Source organism: Pseudomonas sp. 10B238 (genome assembly GCF_000970615.1).
Lineage (GTDB): Bacteria > Pseudomonadota > Gammaproteobacteria > Pseudomonadales > Pseudomonadaceae > Stutzerimonas.
This window is the reverse complement of record NZ_KQ033932.1, coordinates 167,474-192,936: the sequence shown is the minus strand read 5'-3', so window position 1 is coordinate 192,936 and position 25,463 is coordinate 167,474. Positions and strand designations below refer to the sequence as shown.

The following is a 25,463-nucleotide window of genomic DNA, read 5'->3' as shown; positions in this document are numbered from 1 at the left end:
CTGTTTGGCTAACCTGAAGCGCCATGACGAGGCGGGTATTGGTGATGTAGCTTTTCGAGATCGGCATCTTTGTCGCTCCAGAGCTCATTGACCCACTCCTGAAAGCTCAACCGGTAAGCTTCGTCCTGGTCGTAGCTACGGTGTAGGAACTCGGCAGGGATCGGCTGCGAGTCGATGCGCATCACGACCCGGCCGATTCGGCCGCAGAGCAGGTCCCAGAAGCTAGAATTGCCGTCCGGGTAGTGAATGGTGACGTTGATCAGTGCCGTCAGTTGCTCGCCCATCGCATCGATCACGAACGCAATGCCGCCGGCCCGGGGTTTGAGCAGGTAGCGGTAGGGCGATGCCTGTTCAGTGTGCTTGTCCTCGGTGAAACGAGTGCCTTCGAGAAAATTGAACACCGACACCGGGTTGGTCCGGTAGCGCTCACAGGCCTTGCGGGTGGTGGCCAGATCCTCGCCGCGCTTCTCCGGATACTTGGTCAGGTATTCCTTGCTGAAGCGCTTCATGAAGGGAAACTCCAGCGCCCACCAGCACAGGCCGATGACTGGCACCCAGATCAGCTCCTGCTTGAGAAAGAACTTCAGGATCGGCATCCGTCGGTTGAACTGGTACTGCAACATCAGGATGTCAGCCCAGCTCTGGTGGTTGCTGGTGACCAGATAGGAGTGTTGCAGATCGACCTTTTCGAGTCCCTGCACGTCCCACTCGGTTCGCCGCACCTGATCCATCCAGAAGCTGTTCACGGCCATCCAGGATTCAGCGATCCAGTGCATGCCAAAGCGCAATGCGCGCTGAATACGCGGAACCGGTAGCGCAAGCTTGAGCAATGACAGGGCAAACAACGGCCAGCACCAGAACAGCGTGTTCAACGCCAGGGTCAAGCCAGCCAGGACACCCCGTAGTGGGGCAGGAAGGACGCTCAGCATCGATTGGATCTTATATCCGTCAATAAAGGCGGCAAGAGTACCGATTGCGGGCTGAACTGCAAGGCAAAAAGTAGCGCCTAGCATTGCGAAGCGCCCGGCCAGGCTGGCCGGGCGCGGGACGCAGATCAGGCCTTCTGGTTGTCAGCCTGCAGAGCGGTCAACGCGATGGTGAACACGATGTCGTCCACCAGTGCACCGCGGGACAGGTCATTGACCGGCTTGCGCAGGCCTTGCAGCATCGGGCCGACGCTGATCACGTTGGCGCTGCGCTGAACCGCCTTATAGGTGGTGTTGCCCGTGTTCAGGTCAGGGAAGATGAACACCGTGGCTTGACCTGCCACCAGGCTGTTAGGCGCCTTTTGCTTGCCGACACTGGCGACCGATGCGGCGTCGTACTGCAGCGGACCGTCAATTGGCAGGGTGGGTGCGCGCTCCTGGGCGATGCGTGTGGCTTCAGCAACCTTTTCCACCTCGGCGCCACTGCCGGACGTGCCAGTGGAATAGCTGATCATCGCCACGCGTGGGTTGACGCCTAGCGCGACGGCCGATTCGGCGCTCTGCAGGGCAATCTCCGCCAGCTCGGTGGCACTCGGATTCGGATTTACAGCGCAGTCACCGTAGACCAGTACTTGATCCGGCAGCAGCATGAAGAACACCGACGAGACCAGGCTGTAGCCTGGGGCTGTCTTGATCAGCTGCAGCGCCGGGCGAATGGTGTTAGCGGTGGTGTGTATGGCGCCGGAAACCAGACCGTCCACTTCGTCGAGCGCCAGCATCATGGTGCCAAGGACCACCGTGTCCTTGAGCTGCTCACGCGCATCGTCCGGAGTCAGCCCCTTGGCCTTGCGCATTTCGCACATCGGCTCGACGTACTGGTTGATGAGCAGCTCCGGATCGAGAATCTCCAGGCTTGCCGGCAGCTGGATACCTTGCTCGCGTGCAACTGCCTGGACTTCTTCCGGCTTGGCCAGCAGTACACAGCGCGCGATGCCGCGCTCCTGACAAATGGCCGCGGCGCGGATGGTGCGCGGCTCGTTGCCTTCCGGCAGAACGATGCGCTTGTTAGCTTGCTGTGCGCGCTTGACCAGCTGATAGCGGAACGCCGGAGGCGACAGGCGCAACTCGCTGCGGGGTACGCTGAGGCGGGTATGCAGCAGTTCGGGCTGCAGGTGCTGCGCGATGAAGTCAGTAACCTGGCTGGCACGCTCGATGTCGTCCGCTGGGGTTTCCTTGTTCAGCCCGAACAGGTTGGTGGCCGTATCGTAGGAGCCCGTCTGCACGGTCATCACCGGCAGGCCGCCATCCAGTGCCGCTTTGCAGAGCTCGAGAATCCGCGGGTCGGGCGCGAAGTCACTGCACAGCAGCAGACCAGCGAGCCGGACACCATTGAGCGAGGCCAGGCTCGCCGCCAGGATGATGTCGTCGCGGTCACCAGGCGTGACCACCAGTACGCCCGGCTGCAGCAGTTGCACTGTGTTGGGGACGGCTCGGGCGCACAGGACGATCTTTTCGACGCGACGCTGCTCCGCTTCACCGGCGTGAAGGACCTTGGCGTCGAGCAACTCGGCGATGTCACGGGTCCGCAAAGCGTTGAGTTTGTCGGCGAAGGGGATCGCGCCGAGCAGCTGGAAGTCCGCGGAGCCCAGTACCGGCAGCTGCGCCTTGAGGCCCTCGATGAAGGCCGGCGTGCCGTCCTCACTCTTGACCTTGTTGAGAATGACGCCCAGCACTTTCGGATCCTTGGCGCCACCGAACAGCTGGGCCTGGATCTCGATGCGCTCGGCCAAGCGCTTGAGCGTGTCACTTCCTTGCGCGGCGATCAGGATGACATCCGCGTCCAGGCTTTTCGCCAGATGCGTGTTAATCCGCGACGTGTGGTTGAACTCACGCGTCGGCACCATGCCTTCCACAATGACCACGTCCTTGCCCGCAGCAACGTCCTGATAGCGGCTGACCACGTCCTCGAGTAACAGGTCGAGTTCACCATCGGCCAACTGGCGCTCGACCTGCTCCAGCGGCAGTGGCTCGGGCGACACGATATTCAGGGTGCGCTCAACCAGGACACAGGAGCGCTCACGACCCTGGTCATGTGGAAAGGGCTGGGCGATGGGCTTGAAAAAGCCGACCTTCAGCCCGGCACGTTCGAGCGCGCTGATCAGGCCAAGGCTGATGGAGTTGAGGCCGCCGCCAAAACCGCAGGGGGCGAGGAATAAGGTATGCATGATGATCTCCTATCGGGCGAAGGGCGATGCCAAGTAGACGAAACCCGACGCCGTTTACGGTCGTCGGGTTCGTGCGGTGCGTCTGGCTGTCGGCGCGCTATCAGGCGTCGAGCAGCGCCAGCGTGTCCAGCGCGATCTGACGTTCTTCGTTGGTCGGTACCACCAGCACACGGGGGCTGCCTGCTGCCTGGATCTCTCCACCAACACCGCGCGTGCAGCGTGCGTTGGCTTCTTCGTCCAACGTAAAGTTGAACAGCTTCAAGTGCTCGAGGGTGCGGGTACGCACGGCCATCGAGTTCTCGCCGATGCCGCCAGTGAAGATCAGTCCATCAAGTTTCGGCAGGGCGCAGGCCATGCTTGCCAGTGACTTGGCCAAGCGGTAGCAGAACACTTCGAATGCCAGGGTGGCACCGGCATGCCCGGCGACACGGGCCTCCTGCAGGGTGCGCAGGTCATTGGACAGCCCGGAAAGACCTTTCAGGCCGCTGTCGTGATTGAGCATGCGATCGATCTGCTCCAGGCTCCAGCCCAGGGTGCGGTTCAGGTAGCTGTGCAGGTTGGGATCGACATCACCGCTGCGAGTGCCCATTACTAGGCCTTCCAGCGGGGTCAGCCCCATGCTGGTGTCGCGGCTCTCGCCGTTGACGATGGCGCACGTCGAGCAGCCATTGCCCAGGTGAGCCGTCAGCCAGCTGCTGTCATCGACCGGGAGCCCGGTCATCTCAGCGGCACGCTTGCTGACGTAGTTGTGGCTGGTGCCGTGGAAGCCGTAGCGGCGGACGCTGTGTTCCTTGTAAAGGAATTCCGGCACGGCGTAGCGGAACGCACGTTCCGGCATGGTCTGGTGGAAGGCGGTATCGAACACGCTGACCTGCGGCAGGCCGGGGAACAGCGCCATGGCTGCATCGATCCCGACCAGGTTGGCTGGGTTGTGCAGTGGCGCCAACTGCGCGCTATCGCGAATCGCCTTCAGCACTGGCTCGTCGATCAGGCTGGAACCGGTGAAATGCTCGCCACCATGGACCACACGATGGCCGATGCCGTCCAGTTTGCCGCCTGCGGCCTCCTGGGCCACCGGCAGCAATTTTTCGAGCGCGGCACGGTGATCGGCACCCGGAATGTTCAGGCTCTGCTTGGTGTCCCCCAGCTGCCAGTGCACCACGGCTTCGGGGGAGCCGAGACGTTCGGCCAGGCCCTGCAGGGGGAAAGTGGCTTGGGCTTCGTTGACCAGTGCGAATTTGATCGACGAGCTGCCGCAGTTAATCACCAGGATGTTACGAGCTGACATCGGTGCTCCTTGGATGCGAAATTAATTGTTGAAATAGGTCGCCTACATTTACTGGCGTGGATTCTTGCATAACCTTGAGAGCCGCGATGCTCTCCAAAGGTTGTATTCGTTACCACCTAGGGCATGAAGTCGCGGGGGGTGGATCTGCTGCCGATGGTCCCCTAAATCGTGCGTCGGTTCGCAATCAATGCAGCTCGCGGTTAGACTTTCACACACATTCCCCAACAAAGGTTTTGCCTCATGCAGATTGCCGCTAACAAGGCTGTGTCAATCGACTACACACTCACCAATGATGCCGGTGAAGTGATCGACAGCTCGGCCGGCGGCGCGCCGCTGGTCTATTTGCACGGTTCGGGCAACATCATTTCCGGTCTTGAAAAGGCGCTGGAAGGCAAGCAAGGCGGTGACGAAGTGAAGGTCGCCATCGAACCGCAGGATGCCTACGGTGAGTACAGCCCGGAGCTGGTCGCCACCCTCAATCGTGCGATGTTCGAAGGCGTCGATGAGCTTGAAGTCGGCATGCAGTTTCACGCCTCCGGCCCGGACGGCGGGATGCAGATCGTCACCATTCGTGATGTTGAAGGCGACGATGTGATCGTTGACGGTAATCATCCGCTGGCCGGACAGCGCCTCAACTTCGAAGTCAAGATTGTTGATGTGCGTGAAGCCAGCGAAGAAGAAATCGCTCATGGTCATGTGCATGGCGAAGGTGGTCACCAACACTGATTGGCGCCCGCAAGCGGCTGGTCAGCGAGAAGCCCGGATCGAACGGGCCATGGAAGCGCTTCGGTTCTGCCGGAGCGCTTTTTTACTCTGGAGTAGAAACACATGAGCGCGTTTCACGAGTTGCTTCTGCCCGGCCTTGCGGGCCAGGAACTTCCCCTAGCGCCGTTGAAATCCCAGGTCACACTGGTAGTCAATGTGGCTTCCGAGTGCGGTCTCACGCCTCAATACGCAGGCTTGCAAGCGCTGCATGAGCGTTACCAGGATCGTGGTTTCGGCGTACTGGGCATCCCCTGCAATCAGTTCGCTGCTCAGGAGCCAGGCAGCGATGCGGAAATCCTGCAGTTTTGCGACGAGAATTACGGCATCACCTTTCCGATCAGCAGCAAGCTCGAGGTCAACGGCTCGCAGCGTCACCCGTTGTACCGCCTGTTGGCAGGAGAGGGCGCTGACTTCCCAGGTGACATCAGCTGGAACTTCGAGAAGTTTCTGGTAGGCAAGGACGGACGTGTGCTGGCGCGCTTCTCGCCACGCACTGCTCCGGATGATCCTGCGCTGATCCAGGCCATCGAAAGCGCGCTCGCCTGAGCGGGCCATTTCCAATTAAAGCCGTGTGTTGCTGCTGACGGCTTCTCGAAGTCGATATCGCGACAGCATGGCTCTGCAATAAGTGTCGTGGATGATGGTGGTCGGTCTAGACGACCGGTCATATCCTCGGCGCCATGAGCAATCAAGCCCGCAACGACAAGCGTGACCTGATCCTGGCCAAGGGGGCGCAGGTGATGACCCGTCGTGGCTACCACGGCACCGGCGTGCTGGAAATCGTCCAGGCTGCCGGGATTCCCAAAGGCTCCTTCTATCACTACTTCGCCAGCAAAGAAGACTTTGCCTTGCAGGCGCTGGAGCATCTCTACCTGCCTCGGCTGGAGCGCTATCAGGCGGCGCTACTCGAGTCTCCGCTGAGCCCTCGGGCGCGCATTCTGGGTTATTACGCAGACCTCATTGCGCACTTCGCTCGGCAGGAATGCCCGGAATATCATTGTTTCATCGGCAGCCTGAGCTTCGAGATGGCTGAACTGTCACAGCCCATCGGTCAGCAAGTCGAGGCGATTTTGCTGCGTTCGGTCAGGGTGCTCGCCGACTGCCTCGAACAGGCTTGCGCGGCCAGCGAGCTTGATGCCGATACCGATTGCCTAGCGCTGGCTGAATTCATCGGCAATGCCTGGGAGGGCGCCTTGTTGCGCATGAAGGTTGGCCGCAGTGTCACGCCGTTGAAGATATTTCTGACCCAGCTGGAGCGTCTGCTGACGCCCCGCTGATTTTTTGTGGCGATCGGCGAGACGACCGGTCGCTTTTGCTTCAAGCCAGAGGAGACAGCAATGACTGCAGCCGTGAATGCCCTGTTCCAACCCTTCCAACTCGGTAGCTTGCAACTGCCGACGCGTGTCGTGATGGCGCCGATGACCCGTTCCTTCTCTCCTAACGGTGTGCCAACCGCGGACGTCGTCGAGTACTACCGCCGTCGTGCCGCGTCGGGTGTGGGGTTGATCATCACCGAGGGCACCACGGTCGGCCACAAGGCCTCCAATGGCTATCCGCAAGTGCCGCGCTTCTACGGCGAAGCCCCGCTGGCCGGCTGGAAAGCGGTGGTCGAGGCCGTGCACGCGGCCGGTGGCAAGATCGTTCCGCAGTTGTGGCACGTGGGCAATGTTCGTCACAAGGGAATCGAGCCGGAGCCGGAAGTGCCGGGTTACGGTCCGATGGAGAAGGTGAAAGATGGCCAAGTCGTGGTGCACGGCATGACCAAACAGGATATTCAGGACGTGATCGCAGCGTTCGCCCAGGCTGCCAAGGATGCCCAGGCCATAGGCATGGATGGTGTCGAGATCCACGGCGCGCACGGCTACTTGGTTGACCAGTTCTTCTGGGAGGGCAGCAACCAGCGCACCGACGAGTACGGTGGGAGCCTGGTCAATCGCTCCCGCTTCGCCATCGAGCTGATCGAGGCAGTACGCGCGGCGGTAGGACCGGACTTTCCGATCATTTTCCGCTTTTCTCAGTGGAAGCAGCAGGACTACTCAGCGCGCCTGGTCACCACGCCGGAAGCGCTTGGCGAATTCCTCGAGCCGCTTTCTGCGGCGGGTGTGGACATCTTCCATTGCTCGACTCGCCGATTCTGGGAGCCGGAGTTCGAAGGTTCCGACCTAAACCTCGCTGGCTGGACCCGTCAGCTGACTGGCAAGCCCACCATTACCGTCGGCAGCGTGGGGCTCGATGGAGAGTTCCTGCAGTTCATGGTCAAGACTGACAAGGTGGCGCAGCCAGCCAACATCGAGGGGTTACTCGAGCGCCTGAACAAGCAGGAGTTCGATTTGGTGGCGGTAGGACGCGCACTGATTTGCGATCCGGACTGGGCGTTGAAGGTGAAAGAAGGGCGTATGCAGGACATTCTGCCCTTTAGTCGTGAAGCGCTGAAAACGCTGGCCTGACGCGCGACGCAATCTCTAGCTGCAGAGAAGCCATCCTTGGGATGGCTTCTTTTTGCGCATCGTTATTGCGAGGCACCAGGATAACCGGCCTGCTTTAGTAGCTTGGCCAGGTGCACGGCGTTGCGCGCCAACATCGCGTTGGTCTTGCTGATCTTCTCGCCCGGATCTTCCACATCCTTGTAATCCGTCGACCCCATCGCCGGTCCGACCCAATAGGTGCAGCCGTTGGCAGGGATGGTGAAGCCTACGTCATTCAGCCCCTGATAGAGACTGGCAACCACATGATGGGCGCCATCCTCGTTACCCACCACAGCGACGCAAGCAACGCGCCCGTACGAGACCATCCGCTGCTCGTCGTCCACTTCACCAATGAACGCGTCCAGGCGCTCCAGCACGCGCTGACAAACGCTGGATGGATGGCCAAGCCAGATCGGCGTGCCGAGAATCAGGATGTCCGCTGCAAGCAACTTTTCAGACACCTCAACGTCTCGCAGTTCACGGATCGATCACGGTAGGCATTGTCGATTTGCCGCCCTCGCGCACCCAGAACAGCGTTGCGGCTGCCACGGCTGCCGGCATGATCAGGAGATTGACGAAAGGAATCAGCAATGCTGCGTAGGTCACCGCGCCGAGACTCAGGCTTTTCCAGCGGCGCTGGCGCAGCCAGACCATCATTTCGTCCCAGCTCAGCTTGTTGTTGTCCGCTGGATAATCGATGTACTGCACCGCCATCATCCAGACGCCAAACAGAAGCCAGAGTGGCGCTGCGACCAGATTGACCACCGGAATGAATGACAGGATCAGTAACACCAGCGCACGGGGTGCGAAGTACGCCAGTTTGCGTGCCTCACGTCCGATGGTTCGCGGCAACATGGCCAGCAGCTCGCTCCAGCTGAACGGCGGGGCGCTATCGACTCCGCGTGCCACGGTTTCCACCTTTTCGGCGAGAAAGCCATTGAAGGGGGCGGCAACGATGTTGGCGAGCATGGTGAAGGTGAAGAACACGATCAGCACCACCAGCACTACAAACAGCGGCCAGATGATGTATTCGAGGAACATTAACCACTCGGGGAGGTTAGGCATGAAGGCGTCTACCCAACCGCCGAACTGGCGCACCGCCAGATAGATCAGGCCGCAGAACAGCAACAGATTGACCGTCAGCGGCAGAATGACGAACAGTCTGAGGCCGGGACTAAGAATAAGCTTCAGACCTTCACGTAGGTATTGGGGGCCGGATAGGGCAGCGACGGGCATTGACGATACTCCGGAAAGGACGGTCCGGACCTTACCGGCTTTATTGGGGTGGGAAAAGCGGCATCACAATCGATAGGTCTGGACTATTAGGCCGATCGGCTTTATGCAATAGCCAGCGTTGCGCTTGGCTTTTAGGCTAGCCCCGAAATCTCCTTTTGGTTTTCAGGGCCGTCCGCTTCAAGCCTTCCCCAAGTGCCTGGCCGGCCCTTTTTTATTTCTCTTCGAAATTCACCGGTTTGCGCCTCAGCGGCTGCTGATCAAAGCGCACCCCCGGGAGTCCGGTATCCATCAGGGCGCGGATGTTCAAGTGGTCGGATCCACTGGGGTTCTCCAGCACTGACTGATAGTGCTCCCCGAACGCAAGCAAGGCTTCTTCTGTGGTGAAGCCTTCCAGTACGGCCAGCCCCAACGTCTTGCACGAGCCCTCGTTCTGCCCGGCAGCGTTTTCAACGTTGCCATTGAAAAAGCGGGTTGGCTGGTAGTCATAGGCGCTGGCGATGAATGCCAGCGTCTCGCTGAATGGGTGGTTTCGGTTGCGCAGACTGGCGCGAAAGTCCCTAAGGCTACTCATGGTTTCTGGGCCTTGTCGAACGCAGCCTGTTGCTCTGGCGTTGCGTCCTTCTGATAGCGTTTCTTCCAATCTGCGTATGGCATGCCATAGACCTCTTCGCGAGCCTCGTCGAGGCTGACTTCGATATCAAGGTCATCTGCGGCGGCCTTGTACCATTTCGACAGGCAGTTACGACAGAAGCCAGCCAGGTTCATCAGGTCGATGTTTTGTGCGTCCGGGCGGCTGCGCAGGTGCTGGACCAGGCGGCGGAAAGCGGCGGCTTCGAGTTCGGTGCGTTCTTGTTCATTCATTTCAAGGGTCTCGGCGTTGCAGACTTCGGCGGGATCATAACCTCGACGCAGGCCGTGGGCCAGATAGCGGCGGGGAACTTTAGCGGCTTGGACCGCCTCCGCTAAACAGGATGGCCGGCCGGTCATCCAGCTGTCGAGGAGACTGGATGTGATTGGGAAAAAACACTGGGTGATTGCCGAAGGGTACCTACCGGCGTTGGGGCCGAAACCCGATGAGCCAGCGCTGCGCAGCCATGAGACGGCGTGCATTTTGAACGCTGGCCCGTTGGAGGCGGTGATTGAGCTGACGCTGTACTTCGCTGACCGTGAGCCGGTCGGGCCGTACGCGATACGGGTCCCCGCGCGGCGAACCTTGCATCTCCGTTTCGATGACCTGCAGACGCCCCAGGCAGTGCCGCGTGAGACTGACTATGCCAGCGTATTCATTTCCAACGTACCGGTGGTCATTCAGCACACTCGGCTGGACGCACGCAGTGGTGACCGTGCGCTGATGACGACCCTGGCCTATGGCAGCGATTGACGCGCGAAAATTAGTCCCGATGCGCGGCGAGGGTAATCGATACTGACTCGGCAAAGCGCAGAGCGTGTGGCTTGTCCACTTCGACTTCGGCGTAACTAACTTGCGGATGCGCCATTACCAGGTCAAGGATTTCCTGGGTGAGCCGTTCGAGCAGGGCGAAACGGTTGTCCTCGACGTGTTGGATGATCGCCTTGGTGATGGTTCGGTAGTTCAGTGCATGGCCGATGTCGTTGTCACGCACGGCCTCGGCCGCAGGATAAAGCATCGTCAGATTGATCAGGACATCCTGCTTGTTGAGGATTTCCTCTTCCTTGATACCGATGAAGGTACGTAGGCGCAGGTCTTTGACGCGGATGCGCGCCATGGCAGGTTCCAATCGGGGCATGGGGTTCCTTCGCGTATCAGATCAGGTGGCGGCCACCGTTAACGCTCAGCGTGGTGCCGGTGACATAGGGATTATCCAGCAGGTAGCGCAGGCTCTGGTAGATCACCTCGGCGCCAGGCTCGATGCCAAGGGCGGATTTGGCAAGCGCCTTGCGCTGGTAGACCTCGTCATCGCCTTCGTTGAACTGTATCAAGGCAGGCGCGATGCCATTGACCTTGATCGCCGGCGCCAGTCTGGCTGCAAACGACAGCGTGAGGTTGTCCAAACCGGCTTTGCTGGCTGCATAAGCGATGTGCTTTTTGCTGCCGACGCGAGTGACGTCATCACCGATGTGGATGATGTCTGCCGGACCGCCATGCTGCAGCAGTTCAGTGCAGTGAAGGTTGATCAGATAAGGCGCAAGCATGTGCACCTCGAACATGCGCTGGAATGTTTCAGCCTCTTCACCCGGCGTCTCTGGGTGCCAGTCCGATGCGTTGTGAACGATCGCGCGTAGGGCGCTGGTGTGCTCCTTGAGTACAGCGATAAAGGCGTGGATGCCCGCTGCAGCGGAAAAATCGGCATGCAAAGTCACCGCGCCGCGCTCACGAAGCCGAGCCAGACTTGCGCGAGGGGTGCGGTAGCTCACGATTACCGGCTGGCCTTCATCAAGCAAGCGTTCGGCGCAATGCAGGCCGATGCGCTGGCTGGCACCGGTAATCAGTATCGGGGCCGTCGGCTGGGTCATGCTGGAATACCGAGTGGGGCGGGGAAAGTCGCGCCGCCTGTGCAAGGCAGCAGTGCCTTGCCAGCTTACACCAGGGTGCGCAACGACCCTACTCTGCGGGCGTTTCGTGCGTGGAAAGGGCGGGCATCTACGGTGCTGCTAAGGAGTCTCGGGCGCGTCGGAGGTGGCCTGCGTGGAAAGCTCTGGCTGCAGCTCGGGATGCAGACGCTGATGCTGCTCGTACAGATAGGAGCGGATGCGTTCGGCATCTTTGTCCTGCGGATATTCGACTTCGTAGGCAGTCATTCCACCTTCGGCATGGCGGATCCGATGAGCGTCGATCTGAAACGAGTCTTCGCCCGGCAATGCCAGGCGCATGTGCAGATGTTTGGGCGCCTGATGCTTGGCTCCGGCGTCCACCAGCAGGCCGTTGGGTGACAACTCATGCACGCTCAGCGCGGTTTCGTTGCCATCGTCGGAAAGTAGTGGCAGCGGTTTGTCCAAGTGCAATCGCCAGGCGCGAAGTACCGGTCCGCGTTCATAGATGGTCGGAGGCGCGAGCTGCAATTGCACCGCCTGGAATTCATCCTGCTTCAGCTGCAGCGGGAACGACATGCAATAGTCCTCGAGCTCCGCTTCGAGGGTCAGGTTGGCCTTCGCAGCCAGTTGCAAGAGCAAGCCGTTGGCCTTTTCTCCGCCGTCTACGCGAAAGCCCGCCCGCGTTTCGCCCGGCTCTGCAGACGAGCCACTGACAAGTTCGTTGATGTAGGCCAGTTCGGCACTGGTCAGATCAGTTTTGCTAGGCATCCCGATTTCCCTCTCAAGGTCAGGGCAGACCCGTCTGCCCATGCCTAATCGCTCCAGAGTGCAGCACAGATCTCTACGAGATCCTTTACCACGTCGGCACTGCGACAACACATGCCCGATGTAATTCCCTTGCGCCTAGCGGCGGCACCGTTTTGAAGTGTAGAACCGCTCGGTCGGGATGAGTGTGTCGGATGCGGCATAATGCTCGGCTTTAATCTAAAACGGAGCTCATCATGAAAGTGGCCATCCTCTCCGGTACCGTCTATGGCACAGCTGAAGACGTTGCCCGCCATGCTGCGACGGTACTCAAGGCGGCGGGGTTCGACGCCTGGCATGATCCGCGCGCGCAGCTGGCGCAGGTCCTGGACTTCGGACCGCAAGCCTTGCTGGTGGTGACTGCCACCACTGGGATGGGCGAGCTACCGGACAGTTTCGTCCCGCTCTACACGGCGATTCGTGATCAATTTCCGGCCTGGCAGGGCTTGCCAGGCGGGGTGATCGCACTGGGCGACGCCAGCTATGGCGATACCTTCTGCGGCGGCGGGGAGTTGGTTCGGGAGTTGTACGCCGAGCTGGGCGTACGCGAAGTACAGGAAATGCTGCGCCTTGATGCCAGCGAAACGGTAACGCCGGAGACCGATGCCGAGTCCTGGCTGGAAAGCTTTGCCGCAGCTCTGCGTGGCTGATAGGTAGGCAAGGCCGGCGGTGGCCTGGCGGCGGTCAGTCTGCCCGGCGAGCGAAGGCTTGCAGGTGCGGATAGAACGCTTGGAAGTCCTGCAGCAGCGGCTCATATAGCCGTTCCATTTCCTCGACACCGCCGAGCAGCCCTTCGGGGCGTGACAAACGCCGGCTCATGCCGGCCACAACCTGCTCCATCACGGAAAACTCCCGATAACTGCCGAGCCAGTCCTGAGCGGCCATGCGCGGCGCGATTAGCGCCAGCGTGCCGGGGAGCTCGGCTTCCTCAAGCAACACCTGATACACCCGCGCGGTGAAATGCTGAAGGGGCTCGTCGGCGTAGTGGGGCCAATGCGCCGCCAGGCAATGATCGAAAAAAAGATCGACCAAGATGCCTGCGTAGCGTCGTCGCTCGCGGGGAAAGCGCTGCTTGGCTTGAAGGACAATCGGGTGGCTATCGGTAAATACATCGATCTGTCGGTGCAGGCGAATGCCCGCTTCGATATCGGCTGGCCACCGGTCCTGTAAGGGCCCTTTGACGAAGTCGCCATAGAGACTGCCGAGCAGCTGCCCGGGCCGCTCGCCGCCGAGATGAAGGTGCGCAAGATAGTTCATGAGGCGAGTCTAGCAGCGCTTGCTTGCGCTCAGCTTGCATCAGGCTGCGTTGGCGATCGGCATCAGCTGCGAAGGACCGTACAGCGCTTCGGCGATCGCATTGTGGCAACGACGGGCGAGTGGGTTACGTTGCGTGTCATGGCTGGATAGCGGGGCCAGCAGCTGGATTTCCACCACGGCTGTATCTTCCGCCAGTAGCCGAAACAGATGTGAAAGCAGATCATCGTCGCCGATAAAGGGGGCTATCGGATCGATAGCGCCGTTGCGCAGATATCGAATCGCAACGGGCTGTACCGGCACACCCGTATCGATCGCACAGGCCAGCAGTCTTGAGTGGAATGTGCGCAGCGAAGTGCCATCGGTTGTGGTGCCCTCGGGGAAAATCAGCACGCTGCTTCCTTGCCCCAGTTCCCCGCTCATCTGCTGGCTGAGCAACGTACTGTCGCTACCGCCGCGCTGGATGAAGCGGGTTCCAGCCTCGGTTGTTAGCCAGCCAATCACCGGCCAATTACGGATCTCGGCTTTGGCGAGGAAGGTCATCGGTTGCAGCAGGCCCAGCAGGGGGATGTCGGTCCACGATAGGTGGTTGGCGACCCACAACATCGGCTTATCTGGCAAATCGCCTGTCACACGAACCTGAAATGGCAATGCCGCTGCGAGCCGCCCCAGAAACGAACGGCACAGCTGCTGACGCGCAGCTTGAGCGGGATTAAAGCCCAGCACCGTGCGCAGTTTCAGACTGCAGGCTAGTAGCAGGCCGTAGAGAATCACCATGGCCAATCTCATGAGACGAAAATACAGCCTGATCCTGCGCATTCAGACCGCTGCCTTGAAGTGCCGGGCGTAACGCGGGCACAGCTCGTCGCGCTTGAGGAGAATGAAGAGGTCTGCGACCTGAAAATCTGGATCCCAGCAAGGCTCACCGCAGATCTTTGCGCCCAGTCGCATGTAGGCCTTGAGCAGCGCAGGAGTCTCAGCGATGACGTTGTCGGGCAACGCGAGCGCTGGTAGCGGGTTTTTAGGGCATGCGTGTAGCAGCTCCGTCGAAAGATGACGTTCGCGCAGTCGCTGCATGATGGCCTGAGCCTGGACGCCGCCGTCGCGCATTGGAATGCTGGCGCAGCCCATGAGATATCGATAGCCACCTTGGTTGAGCACTTCAGCCAGTTCCGCCCAGAGCACGGCGATGGTCGCGCCGTTGCGGTAGGCCGGATGAACGCAGGTCCGGCCAATCTCCAGGATCGGCCCTTCAAGTTTCGCCAGGCCTTGTAGGTTGAATTCGTTTTCGCTGTAGAACCGTCCCAATCCACGCGCCGTCTGGTTATCGAGCAGGCGCGTGGTTGCGACAAGCTCCCCGCTGCCTGAGTCGCGTACACCGATATGGCTGCAGTAAGCGTCAAACTCATCGCTGTCCAAACCGGCCTCGCTGCCCTGCATCTGAGCGCCATACTCGCCGTTGAATACCTGATAACGCAGCGCCTGAGCCTCACGTAATGCATCGTCGCCGAGCAGGCGTACCGCCTGCAGTTGTCGCGTCACGCGGGGGAAGGCAATGGTGGTCATGCTCGATCTCCTGGTCAGCCTGGCAGTGGCAATGCATCCGGAGCGCATGGTTGTTATGGTTGGCGTTCCGTCAGTCCGTGATGCCAGAGGCTAGGCAGGGGCGGTGTCACGGTTGTTACGGATCCGTGATGCTTGGATGACGGCATTCAAGCCCCCAGAACCAAGCGAATCTGCTGGAGAGAACCGATGTCTTGGCACACCGTGCTTGGTCCGATTGAACGCTTGCCACAGCCTGCGGCGCTGGACGATTGGTTTTGCGAGGTACAGGCCGATGGAGGCGGTGACCCGTTCGAGTTGGCGGTGCGCGGCGGCCGTCAAGCCGCCACGCCTGGTCTGGCGTTTCTGGTCGGCTATCAGGCCGCGTTGCGGCGGCTCTGGCCGTCGGCGCCAGCGGGTATCGGTGCGCTATGCGCGACCGAGCAGCGCAAGCTGCGTCCGGCGGATATGCAGACTCGGCTGGATAGATTGACGCTTACCGGCAGCAAGGACTTCGTCATTGCTGGATCGGCGGCGGCCTGGTTGTTGGTTCCGGCACGAGACGAGGCGCCAGGCGAGCCGGCAAGGCTCAGCCTGTGCGTGGTGGGTTGCGGTGATCGGGGCGTGACTATCGAGGACATGCCGCCGCTGCCGCTGGTACCGGATATCGTGCATGGGCGCTTGCGCCTCGAGCGGGTGCCATGTCAGCGGTTGGCGGGTGACGGCTGGGACGACTACGTCAAGCCGTTTCGCACGCTGGAAGACCTGTACGTGCTCGTCGCCATGGTCAGCTGGTTGTATGGAATCGCCTTGGAGTGCGCATGGCCGCAGGCGCTGCAGCTCAGATTGATCGGTCTGCTGGCGGCTGCAGCCGAAGTATCGCGTCTGCCGCCCGCTGACCTTTCGACACAGCTGTTGCTGGCTGCGCTCGATGCACAATGGGCCGCAACCTTACCTGCCCTGGATACGGCCCTCGATGAAGGTCCGGGCCATTGGGCCAAGCTATGGCAGCGCGATCGCGGCATATTGCAGTTGGCGCGCCAGGCACAGGCCAAGCGGCTGGACAAGGCAGCGGCTTTCGCACTGACGCCTCAGCGTGACCGGGACTGAACGCTGCGATAAAGCCACCGAGGCGGGAACTCTGCACGGCGGCGCGAACCTATAACAGGCGTGCCATCACGGCTTACGACAGGAGCCGCTGATCCTGACGAGGCACATTCCGTGCCTGAGCGTTCACCGGACAAGGATTTCAATGTCTTCCAGCTGTATCGGTAGTTGCTTCCCCGCGTGGTCGGCCCGAGGCGTGCAAGCGTGATGCTCGCCGGCGAGGTATTTCCATGGCGCGAAGGTAATCGTTTTCGGTTGCTGCTCGACGGACCACAATTTTTTCCACAGATATTGCAGCGTATCGATACTGCGCAGCAGCGTGTGGATATCGAGCTTTATCTGGTCGAGGACGGGCTCTGTACGGATCGGCTCGTCGACACGCTGATTGCCGCAGCCGGTCGTGGTGTACGCGTGCGCTGCCTGTTCGATGGCTTCGGTTGCTTGAAACTCGGGCAGAAGACGCGTCAGCGGCTGCTCGACGCAGGGGTCGACCTGCGCCAATACAACCCGCTCAAGCTAAAGCTCAAATTCCGCAACCTTCATCGCGATCACCGCAAGCTGATCCTGATTGATGACCTGTGCTGTTTTGTTGGCGGCGCCGGTGCGACTGACGAGTTCTGGAACCCGGACAAGCCGGACGAGCATTGGCACGAGGCGATGGTGGAAATCAGCGGGCCGGTGATGGAGGACTGGCAGCGCCTGTTCGATGTGCAATGGACCCTGTGCCTCAAGCGCCGGATCTGGCAGCTGCCGTTGCCTCGGCAGCTGCCGAAGATACCCGCCGCGCCCGATGCGCTTGATGGAGCAGGGCGAGTGGCCTATTCCGCTGCGCGTCAGCATCGAGACATTCTCCACAGCCTATTGCGCAATCTGCGAAGGGCCGAGCGGCGTATCTGGCTGGCCACTCCGTATTTTCTGCCGACGGGCAAGGTCCGGCGGGAGCTGATGCGCGCGGCTCGCCGCGGCGTCGAGGTTCGACTGCTACTGACCAGCCGCAACACCGACCATCCGTCCGTGCGCTATGCCGGGCAGCGTTTCTATCCAAGATTGCTTCGCGCAGGCGTGCGGATTCATGAATATCAGCCACACTTTCTGCACCTGAAACTCGTGTTGGTCGATGACTGGGTGAGTGTCGGCTCGTGCAATTTCGATCATTGGAATCTGCGCTGGAATCTTGAGGCGAACCTGGAAGCAGTCGACTCGCAGCTAAGCGCCGACGTTGCCAAGAGCTTCGAGCACGACTTCAATCAGAGCCTCGAGATCGACCTGGATCAGTGGCACGCACGCCCCCTTTACCTGCGGATGTACCAACGACTGTGGGGCCTGCTCGACCGGCTCGTGATCAATATCTTCAACCGAAGCGGCTGACGGCACAGGCCGAGCCGTTTATAAAGTGTCCAACTGAAAAGGGAGAGCGTTCTGATGGCTGCGAAGAAAATTCTGATGCTGGTCGGTGACTACGTCGAAGATTACGAAACCATGGTGCCGTTTCAGGCCCTGCAGATGGTCGGTCATACCGTGCATGCGGTCTGCCCGGACAAGAAGGCTGGCGACACCGTGCGCACAGCAATCCACGATTTTGAAGGCGACCAGACCTATAGCGAAAAGCCCGGCCATAATTTTGCGCTGAACTTCGATTTCGCCGAGGTGCGCGCCGAGGACTATGACGCATTGGTGGTGCCGGGAGGCCGCTCGCCTGAGTACCTGCGGCTCAACGAGCAGGTGATAAAACTGGTGAAAGCATTTGGTGAGGCGAAAAAGCCGATTGCCGCGGTATGCCACGGCGCTCAGTTGCTGGCTGCCGCTGATGTGCTGCGAGGGCGTGCATGTAGCGCTTATCCCGCCTGCGCGCCGGAGGTTCGGCTGGCCGGTGGTGAATTCGTTGATATCGGTGTCGACGAGGCGCATACCGAGGGCAATCTCGTGACCGCTCCGGCGTGGCCGGCGCACCCCGCTTGGCTGGCAGCATTCCTCGAGCTGCTCGGGACCCGCATCAGCCTGTAATATGCCGCTCCGTTCGAAGGCCCGCTCCGGCGGGCCTTTTTATTCACCCGCAGGCGCTGCCTGCTCAAGCTCCGAGGCCGCAATGTCCCAACCCCAAGACCCGCTCCATGGCGTGACGCTGGAGTCGATACTCGTCGAGCTGCAAGCTCACTATGGCTGGGAAGGGCTGGCGGAGCGGGTCGATATCCGCTGCTTCAAGAGCGACCCCAGTATCAAGTCGAGTTTGACGTTTCTGCGCAAGACGCCATGGGCGCGGGCGAAGGTGGAGGGGTTGTTCGTTCAGCTGCGCCGGAGCCGGCGTGATTAGTTGATGATCTGCGCTGCAACTGGCGTCCTGTAAGCAAAAAGCCCGGCAATGAGCCGGGCTTTTTTATTGGCGTAATCGGTTATTGCACCTCTACAGCCAGGTTTTCCGCGATCTTCTTCTGCCAGATCGCCGGCCCGGTGATGTGCACTGATTCGCCGTTGGTATCGACCGCGACGGTGACCGGCATGTCTTTCACTTCGAACTCGTAGATCGCTTCCATGCCCAGTTCGGCGAACGCCAGCACCTTGGACTTCTTGATCGCCTGCGCCACCAGATAAGCCGCACCGCCGACGGCCATCAGGTAGACGGCCTTGTTGTCCTTGATCGCTTCGATGGCGATTGGGCCGCGCTCGGACTTGCCGATCATGCCCAGCAGGCCGGTGCTTTCCAGAATCTGACGGGTGAACTTGTCCATGCGCGTTGCGGTGGTCGGGCCGGCTGGGCCAACCACTTCGTCACCGACCGGATCGACCGGACCTACGTAATAGATGAAGCGGCCCTTGAGGTCCACCGGCAACTCTTCGCCTTTGTTCAGCATGTCGACCATGCGCTTGTGCGCGGCGTCGCGACCGGTGAGCATCTTGCCGTTGAGCAGAACGGTTTCGCCTGGCTTCCAGCTCTGCACTTCTTCCGGTGTGATGGTGTCGAGGTTGACGCGACGCGCGCTCGGGCCGGCTTCCCAGACGATTTCCGGATAGGCGTCGAGCGGTGGCGGGGTCAGTTCGGCCGGGCCGGAGCCGTCGAGCACGAAGTGGGCGTGGCGTGTGGCAGCGCAGTTGGGGATCATGCACACCGGTAGTGAGGCCGCGTGCGTCGGGTAATCCATGATCTTGACGTCGAGCACGGTAGTCAGGCCGCCGAGGCCCTGCGCACCGATACCCAGTTGGTTGACCTTCTCGAACAGCTCCAGACGCAGCTCTTCGATGCGGTTCTGCGGGCCGCGGGCCTTCAGTTCGTGGATGTCGATGGATTCCATCAGCACTTCTTTGGCCATCACTGCGGCTTTCTCCGCGGTGCCGCCGATGCCAATGCCAAGCATGCCCGGCGGGCACCAGCCGGCACCCATGGTCGGCACGGTCTTCAGCACCCAGTCGACGATCGAGTCGGACGGGTTGAGCATGGCCATCTTCGACTTGTTTTCCGAACCGCCACCCTTGGCCGCTACGTCTACTTCGACCTTGTCGCCGGGAACGATGGAGTAGTGGATGACCGCCGGCGTGTTGTCTTTCGTGTTCTTACGGGAACCTGCGGGGTCGGCGAGGATCGAAGCCCGCAGAACGTTCTCCGGCAGGTTGTAAGCACGGCGGACGCCTTCATTGATCATGTCGTCCAGGCTCATGCTGGCGTCGTCCCAGCGTACGTCCATACCCACGCGCACGAATACGGTAACGATGCCGGTGTCCTGGCAGATCGGGCGGTGTCCGGTGGCGCACATCCGCGAATTGATCAGGATCTGCGCCATGGAGTCACGGGCTGCCGGTGACTCTTCACGCAGGTAGGCCTCGTGCATCGCCTGGATAAAGTCGACGGGGTGGTAGTAGGAGATGAACTGCAAAGCGTCAGCAACGCTTTGTATCAGGTCGTCTTGCTTGATCACGGTCATGCAGCGCGTCCTCTTGGCGGGGCGGAAACAGCGCGTATCGAAACAACGACCGACACGCTCAGGTAAAAAATGCGCGGCAGTATAACCTGCCGTAGAGCAGCGAACACAGACGGACCAAAGGTGAAGGGATGCACAGGGGTAACTGGTATGAAGCTGCCTGCGACTTGGCGTTGCGCGAAGGGCTGAGGCATCGGCTCCGCATTGGCGCGAGCGCACTAAAGACGGCCCTGTTTAAGATGATAGTTCGCTTGCCCGACACAACTGCGTATAGGTTTTTTACAAGGGCCGGCGTAAAGTGTGACGAATTGCCACTATGGGAAGGATTCCATGCGCGCTAGTCGTGACGAGAGCGAACAGCAAGCGCTGCAGTTATTGGTGACCAAGCGCTTCGGCATGGCGGCCGCCACCTACGGTCTGGCGCTGCTGCTTACCTGGATCACTGTGGCTGCCGGCTTCTATCAGGCGCCGGTCGAGACAGCAATCGCGGGGTCAGTGATGATTGCGGCCAGCCAGTTGACCTTTTTCTGGGTCTTCTATCGAGGCCATAACCTGCGCTTTCGCGACCCCAGCCTGACCGAGCCACAGGTGCTGGTTGCCCTGGTCTGGCTGACCTTCTTTCTGTTCAATCTCGGCGACAACCGTGGATCGCTGCTGGTGCTGTACGTACTGGTGCTGATGTTCGCGGTGTTTCTGCCACCGAAAAACTTCCTCCGTTACGCCCTGTTGGCACTGTTCAGCTTCGTCGGAATGGTGTTCTTCGACGCGCAAATGGGCTACCTGAACGACCCGCAGACGGCACTTCTGCAAACCGGCGTATTGCTGGTGACTCTGGTCTGGATGTGCTTGTTCGTCGGCTATGTCTACAGGTTGCGTCAACGCATGCGTCAGCGCCGCTTTGCGCTGCAGGCGCATCAAGAAACGCTGCGCGGCATGATGCGACAGCTGGAAGACCTGGCCTCGACCGATGAGCTGACGGGTCTCTACAACCGTCGGCATTTCCTGCGTAAGGCGGAAGCCGAGCTGAGCCGGCTGCGGGCGGGGCATCAGTCTGGCCTGGCCCTGATCGACCTCGACTACTTCAAACGGATCAACGATCTGCACGGGCACGCGGTGGGCGATCGTGTTTTGCAAACCTTTGCGTCCGTGGCGCGCTCCTGCCTGCGAGACGACGACATACTCGCCCGCTACGGGGGCGAAGAGTTCGTTCTGTTGTTGCCGAACACCGATGCCGAGCAATTCCGCGCCTGTTGCGAACGCTTGCGCGAGGCCTTCGCCAATGCCCAGCCGCCGGAAGGAAATATGCAGGCCGGTCATTTGAGCCTTTCCGTTGGTTTGACTCTGCTTCATGAAGGCGATGATCTGGACGAATCCCTGCAGCGTGCCGACGACGCGCTTTACCGGGCCAAGGGCAACGGTCGGAATCGGTGCGAGACCAGCTGGGCGACGGTGAATGCCTGAGATCACCCACGGTGGGCGGACCTGGCGAGTGGCGGAGGGCAGCAATCTGCTCGATGCGCTCAATGATGCCGGCTTGAACGTGCCGTTCAGTTGCCGTGCGGGCAGTTGCCATGCCTGCCTGGTGCGCTGCCTGGAGGGCGAACCGCAGGATGCACGTCCGCAGGCACTCGACTCGGCCCGGCGATCGGAAGGTTGGAGGCTCGCGTGCCAGTGCAGCGTGACCGGAAATCTCGATGTAGCGACGTTCGATCCTGCGCGCGAGGGGCTTCCGGCACGGGTAGAAGGATTCGACTGGCTAGATGATCGGGTTCTGAGATTGCGCTTGATCCCCGAGCGGCCGCTGCGCTACCACCCAGGCCAGCACGTGCTGTTGTGGAGCAACCATGGAGTCGCCCGGCCCTATTCGCTGGCGAGCGTGCCTTGGGAAGAGCACTGGCTTGAGTTTCACCTCGATTGCCGGCACAGCGGTGCGTTCTGCGACTCCGCTCGCACCTTGACCGTTGGAGACAGTCTGCGCCTGGGCCAACTGCATACGGGCGCGCTGCGTTACGAGCCCGAGTGGCAGATGAGACCTTTATTGTTGTTGGCTGCCGGTACGGGACTTGCCCCGCTTTGGAGCTTAGTGCGCGAAGCACTGCAGCAAGGGCACCAGGGGCCGATTAGGCTGTTGCACTTCTGCCGGGGCGGGTCCTATCTGCGAGAACCGCTTGAGAATCTTGCGGAGCTAAATGGCAACCTGGGCGTTGAATGCGTCGATTGGGAGCAGGCAGGCAGCCGCCTTCAGTCGCTGCAGGCCACGTCACGCCAGGAGATTGCGCTGATCTGTGGTGGAAGGGCTTTTGTCGAAGATTGCGCCAAGCGCATGTTTCTGGCGGGATTGCCGCGGGGGCAGATACTGAGTGACGCTTTTCTTACGCGTCAGTCCGGAGTTTAAAAGGGTTCGGAGGCATTGACCTCGCTAGGGAAAAGGTGCGCCAGGCGGTACCTGGCGCGCCGCGCCGATCAGGTCAGGGAATCGCCTACACGCAAGATTTTCATGGTGTTGGTGCCACCCGTTCCGTGATAGGTGTCGCCCTTGGTCAGGATCACCCAGTCGCCAACATTGACGATGTTGCGCTTGAGTAGCTCGTCCACTGCCGACTGGCTGACCTTGTCGGCCGGTAGCGCAGCTGGGTCGAAGGGGATGGTTTGCACGCCGCGGATCATGGCGACTCGGGCCTGGGTTTCGCGATGGGGCGAGAAGGCAAAGATCGGTACCGACGAACGAATCCGCGACATGATCAACGGGGTGTAGCCACTTTCGGTCAGGCTGATGATCGCCTTGACCCCTGGGAAGTGGTTCGCCGTGTACATGGCCGCCAGCGCAGTGCTTTCGTCGCTGCGCTCGAAGCGCTGACCCAGGCGATGGCCGGATTTGGTACTGGTCGGATGCTTCTCGGCACCGACACACACCCGCGCCATGGCCTTGATCGCTTCGACCGGATACTCGCCAGCGGCGCTTTCAGCTGAAAGCATCACCGCGTCGGTGTAGTCGAGCACGGCATTGGCTACATCGGACACTTCGGCGCGGGTCGGCATTGGGTTCTGGATCATCGACTCCATCATCTGGGTCGCGGTGATCACCAGCTTATTGTTGCGGCGCGCGTGCAGAATGATCTTTTTCTGGATGCCCACCAACTCGGCATCACCGATTTCCACACCAAGGTCGCCACGCGCGACCATCACGCCGTCACTTGCACGGATCAGACCATCCAGCGCTTCGTCATCGGCCACGGCTTCGGCGCGCTCGATCTTGGCGATCAGCCAGGCGCTCGAGCCGGCTTCGTCACGCAACCGCCGAGCCAGTTCCATGTCAGCCGCGTCACGCGGGAAAGAGACGGCGAGATAGTCCAAGTTCATGTCGGCTGCCAGCTTGATGTCGGCCTTGTCCTTGGCAGTCAATGCCGGCGCGGTCAGGCCGCCACCGCGACGGTTAATGCCCTTGTTGTCAGACAGCGGCCCGCCAATCAGTACGGTGCAGTGCAGCTCATCTGCTGTGCTGCTGTCCACGCGCATGACCACGCGACCGTCGTCCAGCAGCAGTTCGTCGCCAACACTGCAGTCCTTCACCAGATCCGGATAATCGATGCCGACCACTTCCTGGGTGCCAGCATCGCGGGGGTGGGTGACGGAGAAGCGAAAGCTGTCGCCTTCGGCCAGTTCGATGCGCTTGTTGGCAAACTTGGCGATACGGATCTTCGGTCCTTGCAGGTCACCCAGCAGCGCAACGAAGCGACCATGCTTCGCGGCGATATCCCGTACCAGCTGCGCCCGGGCGCGGTGCTCATCTGGCGTCCCGTGGGAAAAGTTCAGGCGGGCCACATCGAGCCCGGCGACGATCATTTTTTCCAGCACCTCAGGTGAACTGCTGGCTGGACCCAGCGTGGCGACGATTTTGGTACGGCGCGAAGTCATTCAATGCTCCTTTTTCAGAATGGCCGCGAGGCTACTATGCCGGGCGGCTGTAGTCATCGTTGGGCTGCACTACTCTTTCGGCAGAGCTTGGAGAGGCGCGCAATGGACATTTAGCTGGACGGATGGACTGCAGTTTTCGCAACGACGGTCGATAATTCGGCATTGGAGGAGTCACCCATGCGCACCCTGTTTATCCTTGTTCTGGCCACCCTCAGCGTAGGCTGCAGCAGCAGAAATGCCCTTGATCGCCATCTCGACGCGGCCTATACGCAATACGAGTTGGGTGATTGCGACAAAGTCATGCTCGAACTCTCCCAGGCCGAGCGGCGCAGTCGACCACGGGATAATCTGCAACCGGAAATATCGCTGTTGCGCGGTCAGTGCCTGGAGCGTCAGGGCCTGTTTGTCGACGCGGCACAGACCTATCAATTCATTCAGTCGCGCTATCCAGCCAGCGAATACGCCTTTCGCAGTCGTGCCAGGCTGGAGACGCTGCGTCAGTTGGGGCACTATCAGCCGGAGGAACGGGTGGTGATCCACGCCGTCAAACCCTGACACAAGGCCGGCCAACAGACCGGCAGGGAAGGACCCCATGCGTATCGCAGTACTGATAGTCAGCATTTTCTTCGCCCCTCTGGCGGCCGCCGATATCTACCGCTGGGTTGATTCCGGGGGCAATGTGCATTTCAGCGCGAAGCCGCAGCCGGGTGCGGAGCCGGTCGAGGTTCGGCCGCAGGTGATCGATAGAGACGACGCGACCCGCGAGCGGCAGGCGCGCACGGAGCGCTTCTTCGAGGCTCGTCGCGAGGAGCAGGAGGCGGCCAATGTGGCGGCGAGCGCTAGGCAGGCGCAACGAGAGCGCGAGTGCCAGCAGCTGCAAAACCGTTTGTCACGCCTGTCTCATGGAGGGCGCTATTTCAGTGCCGATGCAAAGGGTGAGCGCGTCTACTACAGTGATGAAGAAATAGGGGCGGCGCGGCGGCAGTTGGCCAGTCGTATCAGTCAGAACTGCAGCTGAGTGGCCGGAGACGGCGGCAGCGATAAAACTTGGCGGCAGGCCCGCAATCGATGGACATGCACAATCAACGCAGTATTCAACGGCATCAATTGCCGTATTACCTCAACGTGTTCAACCATTTCACGGACAAGCCGTTGGGTTTCATTGGCAACCTGTCCGAGTCCGGGCTGATGCTCATCAGCCCCTACCCGATGATGACTGACATACGTTTCGATATGCGTCTGAAAATTCCAGGCCAGCATAGCCAGCTGCGTTACGTCGATTTCAGTGCGATCTGTCGTTGGTCACGCGAAGACGTTACGCCCGGCAGCTTCGATTCAGGTTTCGTATTTGTCTCACCGCCCCGTGAGATTCGCGAAATGATCGATGCGCTGCACCACTACTTCAGCTTTCGGCCCATGCAGCACATTCCACCGGCGCGACTGCCGCGTATCGAGTCAGCCGGTAACAAGGCCGCCGATCAGGATTGCTGCCAAGGTACCTGAACGCCATCTGC

At 60.6% G+C, this 25,463-nt stretch carries 30 protein-coding genes; 15 read left to right on the top strand and 15 right to left on the bottom strand.

What is annotated here, in order from left to right; translation table 11 throughout:
- Nucleotides 1-8 precede the first annotated feature (8 nt).
- The 3 genes from RT21_RS11040 to RT21_RS11030 form a co-directional block, all read right to left on the bottom strand.
- Nucleotides 9-929, bottom strand: a complete 921-nt coding sequence (locus RT21_RS11040) for an acyltransferase (protein WP_046162786.1) — start codon at nucleotides 927-929, stop codon at nucleotides 9-11.
- A 125-nt stretch (nucleotides 930-1,054) separates the two neighbouring features.
- Nucleotides 1,055-3,151, bottom strand: coding sequence for a phosphate acetyltransferase (pta, locus tag RT21_RS11035; protein WP_046162785.1), 2,097 nt, complete (start codon nucleotides 3,149-3,151; stop codon nucleotides 1,055-1,057).
- Nucleotides 3,152-3,251: 100 nt separating this feature from the next.
- On the bottom strand, nucleotides 3,252-4,439 hold the full coding sequence (locus tag RT21_RS11030; protein WP_046162784.1) for an acetate kinase: 1,188 nt from the start codon (nucleotides 4,437-4,439) through the stop codon (nucleotides 3,252-3,254).
- A gap of 240 nt (nucleotides 4,440-4,679) precedes the next feature.
- Between RT21_RS11030 and RT21_RS11025 the strand changes: the two genes are divergently transcribed.
- The 4 genes from RT21_RS11025 (at nucleotide 4,680) to RT21_RS11010 (ending at nucleotide 7,651) form a co-directional block, all read left to right on the top strand.
- Complete coding sequence (locus RT21_RS11025; protein ID WP_045429574.1) at nucleotides 4,680-5,165, top strand: FKBP-type peptidyl-prolyl cis-trans isomerase; 486 nt, start codon at nucleotides 4,680-4,682, stop codon at nucleotides 5,163-5,165.
- A gap of 102 nt (nucleotides 5,166-5,267) precedes the next feature.
- A complete protein-coding gene (locus RT21_RS11020; RefSeq protein ID WP_046162783.1) occupies nucleotides 5,268-5,750 on the top strand; it encodes a glutathione peroxidase in 483 nt (160 codons plus the stop codon).
- A 134-nt stretch (nucleotides 5,751-5,884) separates the two neighbouring features.
- Nucleotides 5,885-6,481, top strand: coding sequence for a TetR/AcrR family transcriptional regulator (locus RT21_RS11015; RefSeq protein WP_082082152.1), 597 nt, complete (start codon nucleotides 5,885-5,887; stop codon nucleotides 6,479-6,481).
- Between the two features lie 60 nt (nucleotides 6,482-6,541).
- Nucleotides 6,542-7,651 (top strand): NADH:flavin oxidoreductase, encoded by a 1,110-nt coding sequence (locus RT21_RS11010; protein ID WP_046162781.1) that lies wholly within the window; start codon nucleotides 6,542-6,544, stop codon nucleotides 7,649-7,651.
- Nucleotides 7,652-7,713: 62 nt separating this feature from the next.
- On the opposite strand, the gene RT21_RS11005 is transcribed toward RT21_RS11010, so the two are convergent.
- The 4 genes from RT21_RS11005 to RT21_RS10990 all read right to left on the bottom strand — a co-directional run bounded on the left by RT21_RS11005 (nucleotide 7,714) and on the right by RT21_RS10990 (nucleotide 9,766).
- Nucleotides 7,714-8,130 carry a flavodoxin family protein gene (locus RT21_RS11005; RefSeq protein ID WP_256203887.1) on the bottom strand — a complete coding sequence of 139 codons (417 nt, stop codon included), beginning with the start codon at nucleotides 8,128-8,130 and terminating at the stop codon, nucleotides 7,714-7,716.
- A 16-nt stretch (nucleotides 8,131-8,146) separates the two neighbouring features.
- Nucleotides 8,147-8,905, bottom strand: a complete 759-nt coding sequence (gene cysZ, locus RT21_RS11000) for a sulfate transporter CysZ (protein WP_046162779.1) — start codon at nucleotides 8,903-8,905, stop codon at nucleotides 8,147-8,149.
- Nucleotides 8,906-9,116: 211 nt separating this feature from the next.
- On the bottom strand, nucleotides 9,117-9,476 hold the full coding sequence (locus tag RT21_RS10995) for a HopJ type III effector protein (protein ID WP_045429560.1): 360 nt from the start codon (nucleotides 9,474-9,476) through the stop codon (nucleotides 9,117-9,119).
- A complete protein-coding gene (locus RT21_RS10990) occupies nucleotides 9,473-9,766 on the bottom strand; it encodes a DUF1244 domain-containing protein (RefSeq protein WP_045432104.1) in 294 nt (97 codons plus the stop codon). Before RT21_RS10990 ends, RT21_RS10995 begins: the two co-directional genes overlap by 4 nt.
- Nucleotides 9,767-9,914: 148 nt before the next feature.
- Between RT21_RS10990 and RT21_RS10985 the strand changes: the two genes are divergently transcribed.
- Nucleotides 9,915-10,286 carry a sensory rhodopsin transducer gene (locus RT21_RS10985; protein ID WP_196766685.1) on the top strand — a complete coding sequence of 124 codons (372 nt, stop codon included), beginning with the start codon at nucleotides 9,915-9,917 and terminating at the stop codon, nucleotides 10,284-10,286.
- 10 nt (nucleotides 10,287-10,296) lie between these two features.
- On the opposite strand, the gene folX is transcribed toward RT21_RS10985, so the two are convergent.
- The 3 genes from folX to RT21_RS10970 form a co-directional block, all read right to left on the bottom strand.
- The gene (folX, locus tag RT21_RS10980) at nucleotides 10,297-10,671 is read right to left on the bottom strand and encodes a dihydroneopterin triphosphate 2'-epimerase (protein WP_046162777.1); all 375 of its coding nucleotides are present in this window, start codon (nucleotides 10,669-10,671) and stop codon (nucleotides 10,297-10,299) included.
- Between the two features lie 16 nt (nucleotides 10,672-10,687).
- A complete protein-coding gene (gene folM, locus RT21_RS10975; RefSeq protein ID WP_046162776.1) occupies nucleotides 10,688-11,398 on the bottom strand; it encodes a dihydromonapterin reductase in 711 nt (236 codons plus the stop codon).
- A 138-nt stretch (nucleotides 11,399-11,536) separates the two neighbouring features.
- On the bottom strand, nucleotides 11,537-12,184 hold the full coding sequence (locus tag RT21_RS10970; RefSeq protein WP_046162775.1) for a PilZ domain-containing protein: 648 nt from the start codon (nucleotides 12,182-12,184) through the stop codon (nucleotides 11,537-11,539).
- A 233-nt stretch (nucleotides 12,185-12,417) separates the two neighbouring features.
- On the opposite strand from RT21_RS10970, the gene RT21_RS10965 reads away from it, so the two are divergent.
- The gene (locus RT21_RS10965) at nucleotides 12,418-12,870 is read left to right on the top strand and encodes a flavodoxin (protein WP_046162774.1); all 453 of its coding nucleotides are present in this window, start codon (nucleotides 12,418-12,420) and stop codon (nucleotides 12,868-12,870) included.
- A 34-nt stretch (nucleotides 12,871-12,904) separates the two neighbouring features.
- Here the strand turns inward: RT21_RS10965 and RT21_RS10960 are convergent, their stop codons facing one another.
- Genes RT21_RS10960 through olsB form a run of 3 tightly spaced genes read right to left on the bottom strand, consistent with a single transcriptional unit; the run spans nucleotide 12,905 to nucleotide 15,040 of the window.
- Nucleotides 12,905-13,477 carry an acyl carrier protein phosphodiesterase gene (locus RT21_RS10960; RefSeq protein WP_046162773.1) on the bottom strand — a complete coding sequence of 191 codons (573 nt, stop codon included), beginning with the start codon at nucleotides 13,475-13,477 and terminating at the stop codon, nucleotides 12,905-12,907.
- Nucleotides 13,478-13,516: 39 nt separating this feature from the next.
- Complete coding sequence (locus tag RT21_RS10955; RefSeq protein WP_046162772.1) at nucleotides 13,517-14,293, bottom strand: lysophospholipid acyltransferase family protein; 777 nt, start codon at nucleotides 14,291-14,293, stop codon at nucleotides 13,517-13,519.
- Nucleotides 14,294-15,040, bottom strand: a complete 747-nt coding sequence (gene olsB / locus RT21_RS10950; protein ID WP_046162771.1) for an L-ornithine N(alpha)-acyltransferase — start codon at nucleotides 15,038-15,040, stop codon at nucleotides 14,294-14,296. It abuts the gene before it with no gap.
- Between the two features lie 186 nt (nucleotides 15,041-15,226).
- Between olsB and RT21_RS10945 the strand changes: the two genes are divergently transcribed.
- The 4 genes from RT21_RS10945 to RT21_RS10930 all read left to right on the top strand — a co-directional run bounded on the left by RT21_RS10945 (nucleotide 15,227) and on the right by RT21_RS10930 (nucleotide 18,434).
- Complete coding sequence (locus RT21_RS10945) at nucleotides 15,227-16,126, top strand: acyl-CoA dehydrogenase (RefSeq protein ID WP_046162770.1); 900 nt, start codon at nucleotides 15,227-15,229, stop codon at nucleotides 16,124-16,126.
- Nucleotides 16,127-16,330: 204 nt separating this feature from the next.
- Nucleotides 16,331-17,491 carry a phospholipase D-like domain-containing protein gene (locus tag RT21_RS10940; RefSeq protein ID WP_046162769.1) on the top strand — a complete coding sequence of 387 codons (1,161 nt, stop codon included), beginning with the start codon at nucleotides 16,331-16,333 and terminating at the stop codon, nucleotides 17,489-17,491.
- A 51-nt stretch (nucleotides 17,492-17,542) separates the two neighbouring features.
- A complete protein-coding gene (locus RT21_RS10935; protein WP_177327086.1) occupies nucleotides 17,543-18,127 on the top strand; it encodes a DJ-1/PfpI family protein in 585 nt (194 codons plus the stop codon).
- Nucleotides 18,128-18,209: 82 nt separating this feature from the next.
- Entirely contained in the window at nucleotides 18,210-18,434 is a 225-nt protein-coding gene (locus RT21_RS10930) for a VF530 family protein (protein ID WP_045429526.1), read from the top strand.
- 79 nt (nucleotides 18,435-18,513) lie between these two features.
- On the opposite strand, the gene RT21_RS10925 is transcribed toward RT21_RS10930, so the two are convergent.
- Entirely contained in the window at nucleotides 18,514-20,037 is a 1,524-nt protein-coding gene (locus tag RT21_RS10925; RefSeq protein ID WP_045429523.1) for a fumarate hydratase, read from the bottom strand.
- Between the two features lie 327 nt (nucleotides 20,038-20,364).
- On the opposite strand from RT21_RS10925, the gene RT21_RS10915 reads away from it, so the two are divergent.
- A complete protein-coding gene (locus tag RT21_RS10915; protein ID WP_045429517.1) occupies nucleotides 20,365-21,495 on the top strand; it encodes a GGDEF domain-containing protein in 1,131 nt (376 codons plus the stop codon).
- Nucleotides 21,488-22,429: an iron-sulfur-binding ferredoxin reductase gene (locus RT21_RS10910; RefSeq protein ID WP_046162767.1), complete on the top strand. Its 942-nt coding sequence runs from the start codon at nucleotides 21,488-21,490 to the stop codon at nucleotides 22,427-22,429. Before RT21_RS10915 ends, RT21_RS10910 begins: the two co-directional genes overlap by 8 nt.
- Before the next feature lie 68 nt (nucleotides 22,430-22,497).
- Here RT21_RS10910 and pyk read toward each other — a convergent pair whose 3' ends face one another.
- Nucleotides 22,498-23,949, bottom strand: coding sequence for a pyruvate kinase (gene pyk, locus RT21_RS10905; protein ID WP_045429512.1), 1,452 nt, complete (start codon nucleotides 23,947-23,949; stop codon nucleotides 22,498-22,500).
- Nucleotides 23,950-24,126: 177 nt separating this feature from the next.
- Here pyk and RT21_RS10900 point away from each other — a divergent pair, with 177 nt between their 5' ends.
- The 3 genes from RT21_RS10900 to RT21_RS10890 are packed head-to-tail and all read left to right on the top strand — an operon-like array spanning nucleotide 24,127 to nucleotide 25,452.
- Nucleotides 24,127-24,504 (top strand): tetratricopeptide repeat protein, encoded by a 378-nt coding sequence (locus RT21_RS10900; RefSeq protein ID WP_045429510.1) that lies wholly within the window; start codon nucleotides 24,127-24,129, stop codon nucleotides 24,502-24,504.
- A gap of 37 nt (nucleotides 24,505-24,541) precedes the next feature.
- Nucleotides 24,542-24,967 (top strand): DUF4124 domain-containing protein, encoded by a 426-nt coding sequence (locus RT21_RS10895; protein WP_046162766.1) that lies wholly within the window; start codon nucleotides 24,542-24,544, stop codon nucleotides 24,965-24,967.
- Between the two features lie 50 nt (nucleotides 24,968-25,017).
- On the top strand, nucleotides 25,018-25,452 hold the full coding sequence (locus tag RT21_RS10890; RefSeq protein WP_045429504.1) for a PilZ domain-containing protein: 435 nt from the start codon (nucleotides 25,018-25,020) through the stop codon (nucleotides 25,450-25,452).
- The last annotated feature ends 11 nt before the right edge of the window (nucleotides 25,453-25,463 follow it).

Coding starts and splice junctions, on each gene's coding strand:
- RT21_RS11040 (WP_046162786.1), bottom strand. CDS start 929: ATGCTGAGCGTCCTTCCTGCCCCACTACGGGGTGTCCTGGCTGGCTTG.
- pta (WP_046162785.1), bottom strand. CDS start 3,151: ATGCATACCTTATTCCTCGCCCCCTGCGGTTTTGGCGGCGGCCTCAAC.
- RT21_RS11030 (WP_046162784.1), bottom strand. CDS start 4,439: ATGTCAGCTCGTAACATCCTGGTGATTAACTGCGGCAGCTCGTCGATC.
- RT21_RS11025 (WP_045429574.1), top strand. CDS start 4,680: ATGCAGATTGCCGCTAACAAGGCTGTGTCAATCGACTACACACTCACC.
- RT21_RS11020 (WP_046162783.1), top strand. CDS start 5,268: ATGAGCGCGTTTCACGAGTTGCTTCTGCCCGGCCTTGCGGGCCAGGAA.
- RT21_RS11015 (WP_082082152.1), top strand. CDS start 5,885: ATGAGCAATCAAGCCCGCAACGACAAGCGTGACCTGATCCTGGCCAAG.
- RT21_RS11010 (WP_046162781.1), top strand. CDS start 6,542: ATGACTGCAGCCGTGAATGCCCTGTTCCAACCCTTCCAACTCGGTAGC.
- cysZ (WP_046162779.1), bottom strand. CDS start 8,905: ATGCCCGTCGCTGCCCTATCCGGCCCCCAATACCTACGTGAAGGTCTG.
- RT21_RS10995 (WP_045429560.1), bottom strand. CDS start 9,476: ATGAGTAGCCTTAGGGACTTTCGCGCCAGTCTGCGCAACCGAAACCAC.
- RT21_RS10990 (WP_045432104.1), bottom strand. CDS start 9,766: ATGAATGAACAAGAACGCACCGAACTCGAAGCCGCCGCTTTCCGCCGC.
- folX (WP_046162777.1), bottom strand. CDS start 10,671: ATGCCCCGATTGGAACCTGCCATGGCGCGCATCCGCGTCAAAGACCTG.
- folM (WP_046162776.1), bottom strand. CDS start 11,398: ATGACCCAGCCGACGGCCCCGATACTGATTACCGGTGCCAGCCAGCGC.
- RT21_RS10970 (WP_046162775.1), bottom strand. CDS start 12,184: ATGCCTAGCAAAACTGATCTGACCAGTGCCGAACTGGCCTACATCAAC.
- RT21_RS10965 (WP_046162774.1), top strand. CDS start 12,418: ATGAAAGTGGCCATCCTCTCCGGTACCGTCTATGGCACAGCTGAAGAC.
- RT21_RS10960 (WP_046162773.1), bottom strand. CDS start 13,477: ATGAACTATCTTGCGCACCTTCATCTCGGCGGCGAGCGGCCCGGGCAG.
- RT21_RS10955 (WP_046162772.1), bottom strand. CDS start 14,293: ATGCGCAGGATCAGGCTGTATTTTCGTCTCATGAGATTGGCCATGGTG.
- olsB (WP_046162771.1), bottom strand. CDS start 15,040: ATGACCACCATTGCCTTCCCCCGCGTGACGCGACAACTGCAGGCGGTA.
- RT21_RS10945 (WP_046162770.1), top strand. CDS start 15,227: ATGTCTTGGCACACCGTGCTTGGTCCGATTGAACGCTTGCCACAGCCT.
- RT21_RS10940 (WP_046162769.1), top strand. CDS start 16,331: ATGCTCGCCGGCGAGGTATTTCCATGGCGCGAAGGTAATCGTTTTCGG.
- RT21_RS10930 (WP_045429526.1), top strand. CDS start 18,210: ATGTCCCAACCCCAAGACCCGCTCCATGGCGTGACGCTGGAGTCGATA.
- RT21_RS10925 (WP_045429523.1), bottom strand. CDS start 20,037: ATGACCGTGATCAAGCAAGACGACCTGATACAAAGCGTTGCTGACGCT.
- RT21_RS10915 (WP_045429517.1), top strand. CDS start 20,365: ATGCGCGCTAGTCGTGACGAGAGCGAACAGCAAGCGCTGCAGTTATTG.
- RT21_RS10910 (WP_046162767.1), top strand. CDS start 21,488: ATGCCTGAGATCACCCACGGTGGGCGGACCTGGCGAGTGGCGGAGGGC.
- pyk (WP_045429512.1), bottom strand. CDS start 23,949: ATGACTTCGCGCCGTACCAAAATCGTCGCCACGCTGGGTCCAGCCAGC.
- RT21_RS10900 (WP_045429510.1), top strand. CDS start 24,127: ATGCGCACCCTGTTTATCCTTGTTCTGGCCACCCTCAGCGTAGGCTGC.
- RT21_RS10895 (WP_046162766.1), top strand. CDS start 24,542: ATGCGTATCGCAGTACTGATAGTCAGCATTTTCTTCGCCCCTCTGGCG.
- RT21_RS10890 (WP_045429504.1), top strand. CDS start 25,018: ATGGACATGCACAATCAACGCAGTATTCAACGGCATCAATTGCCGTAT.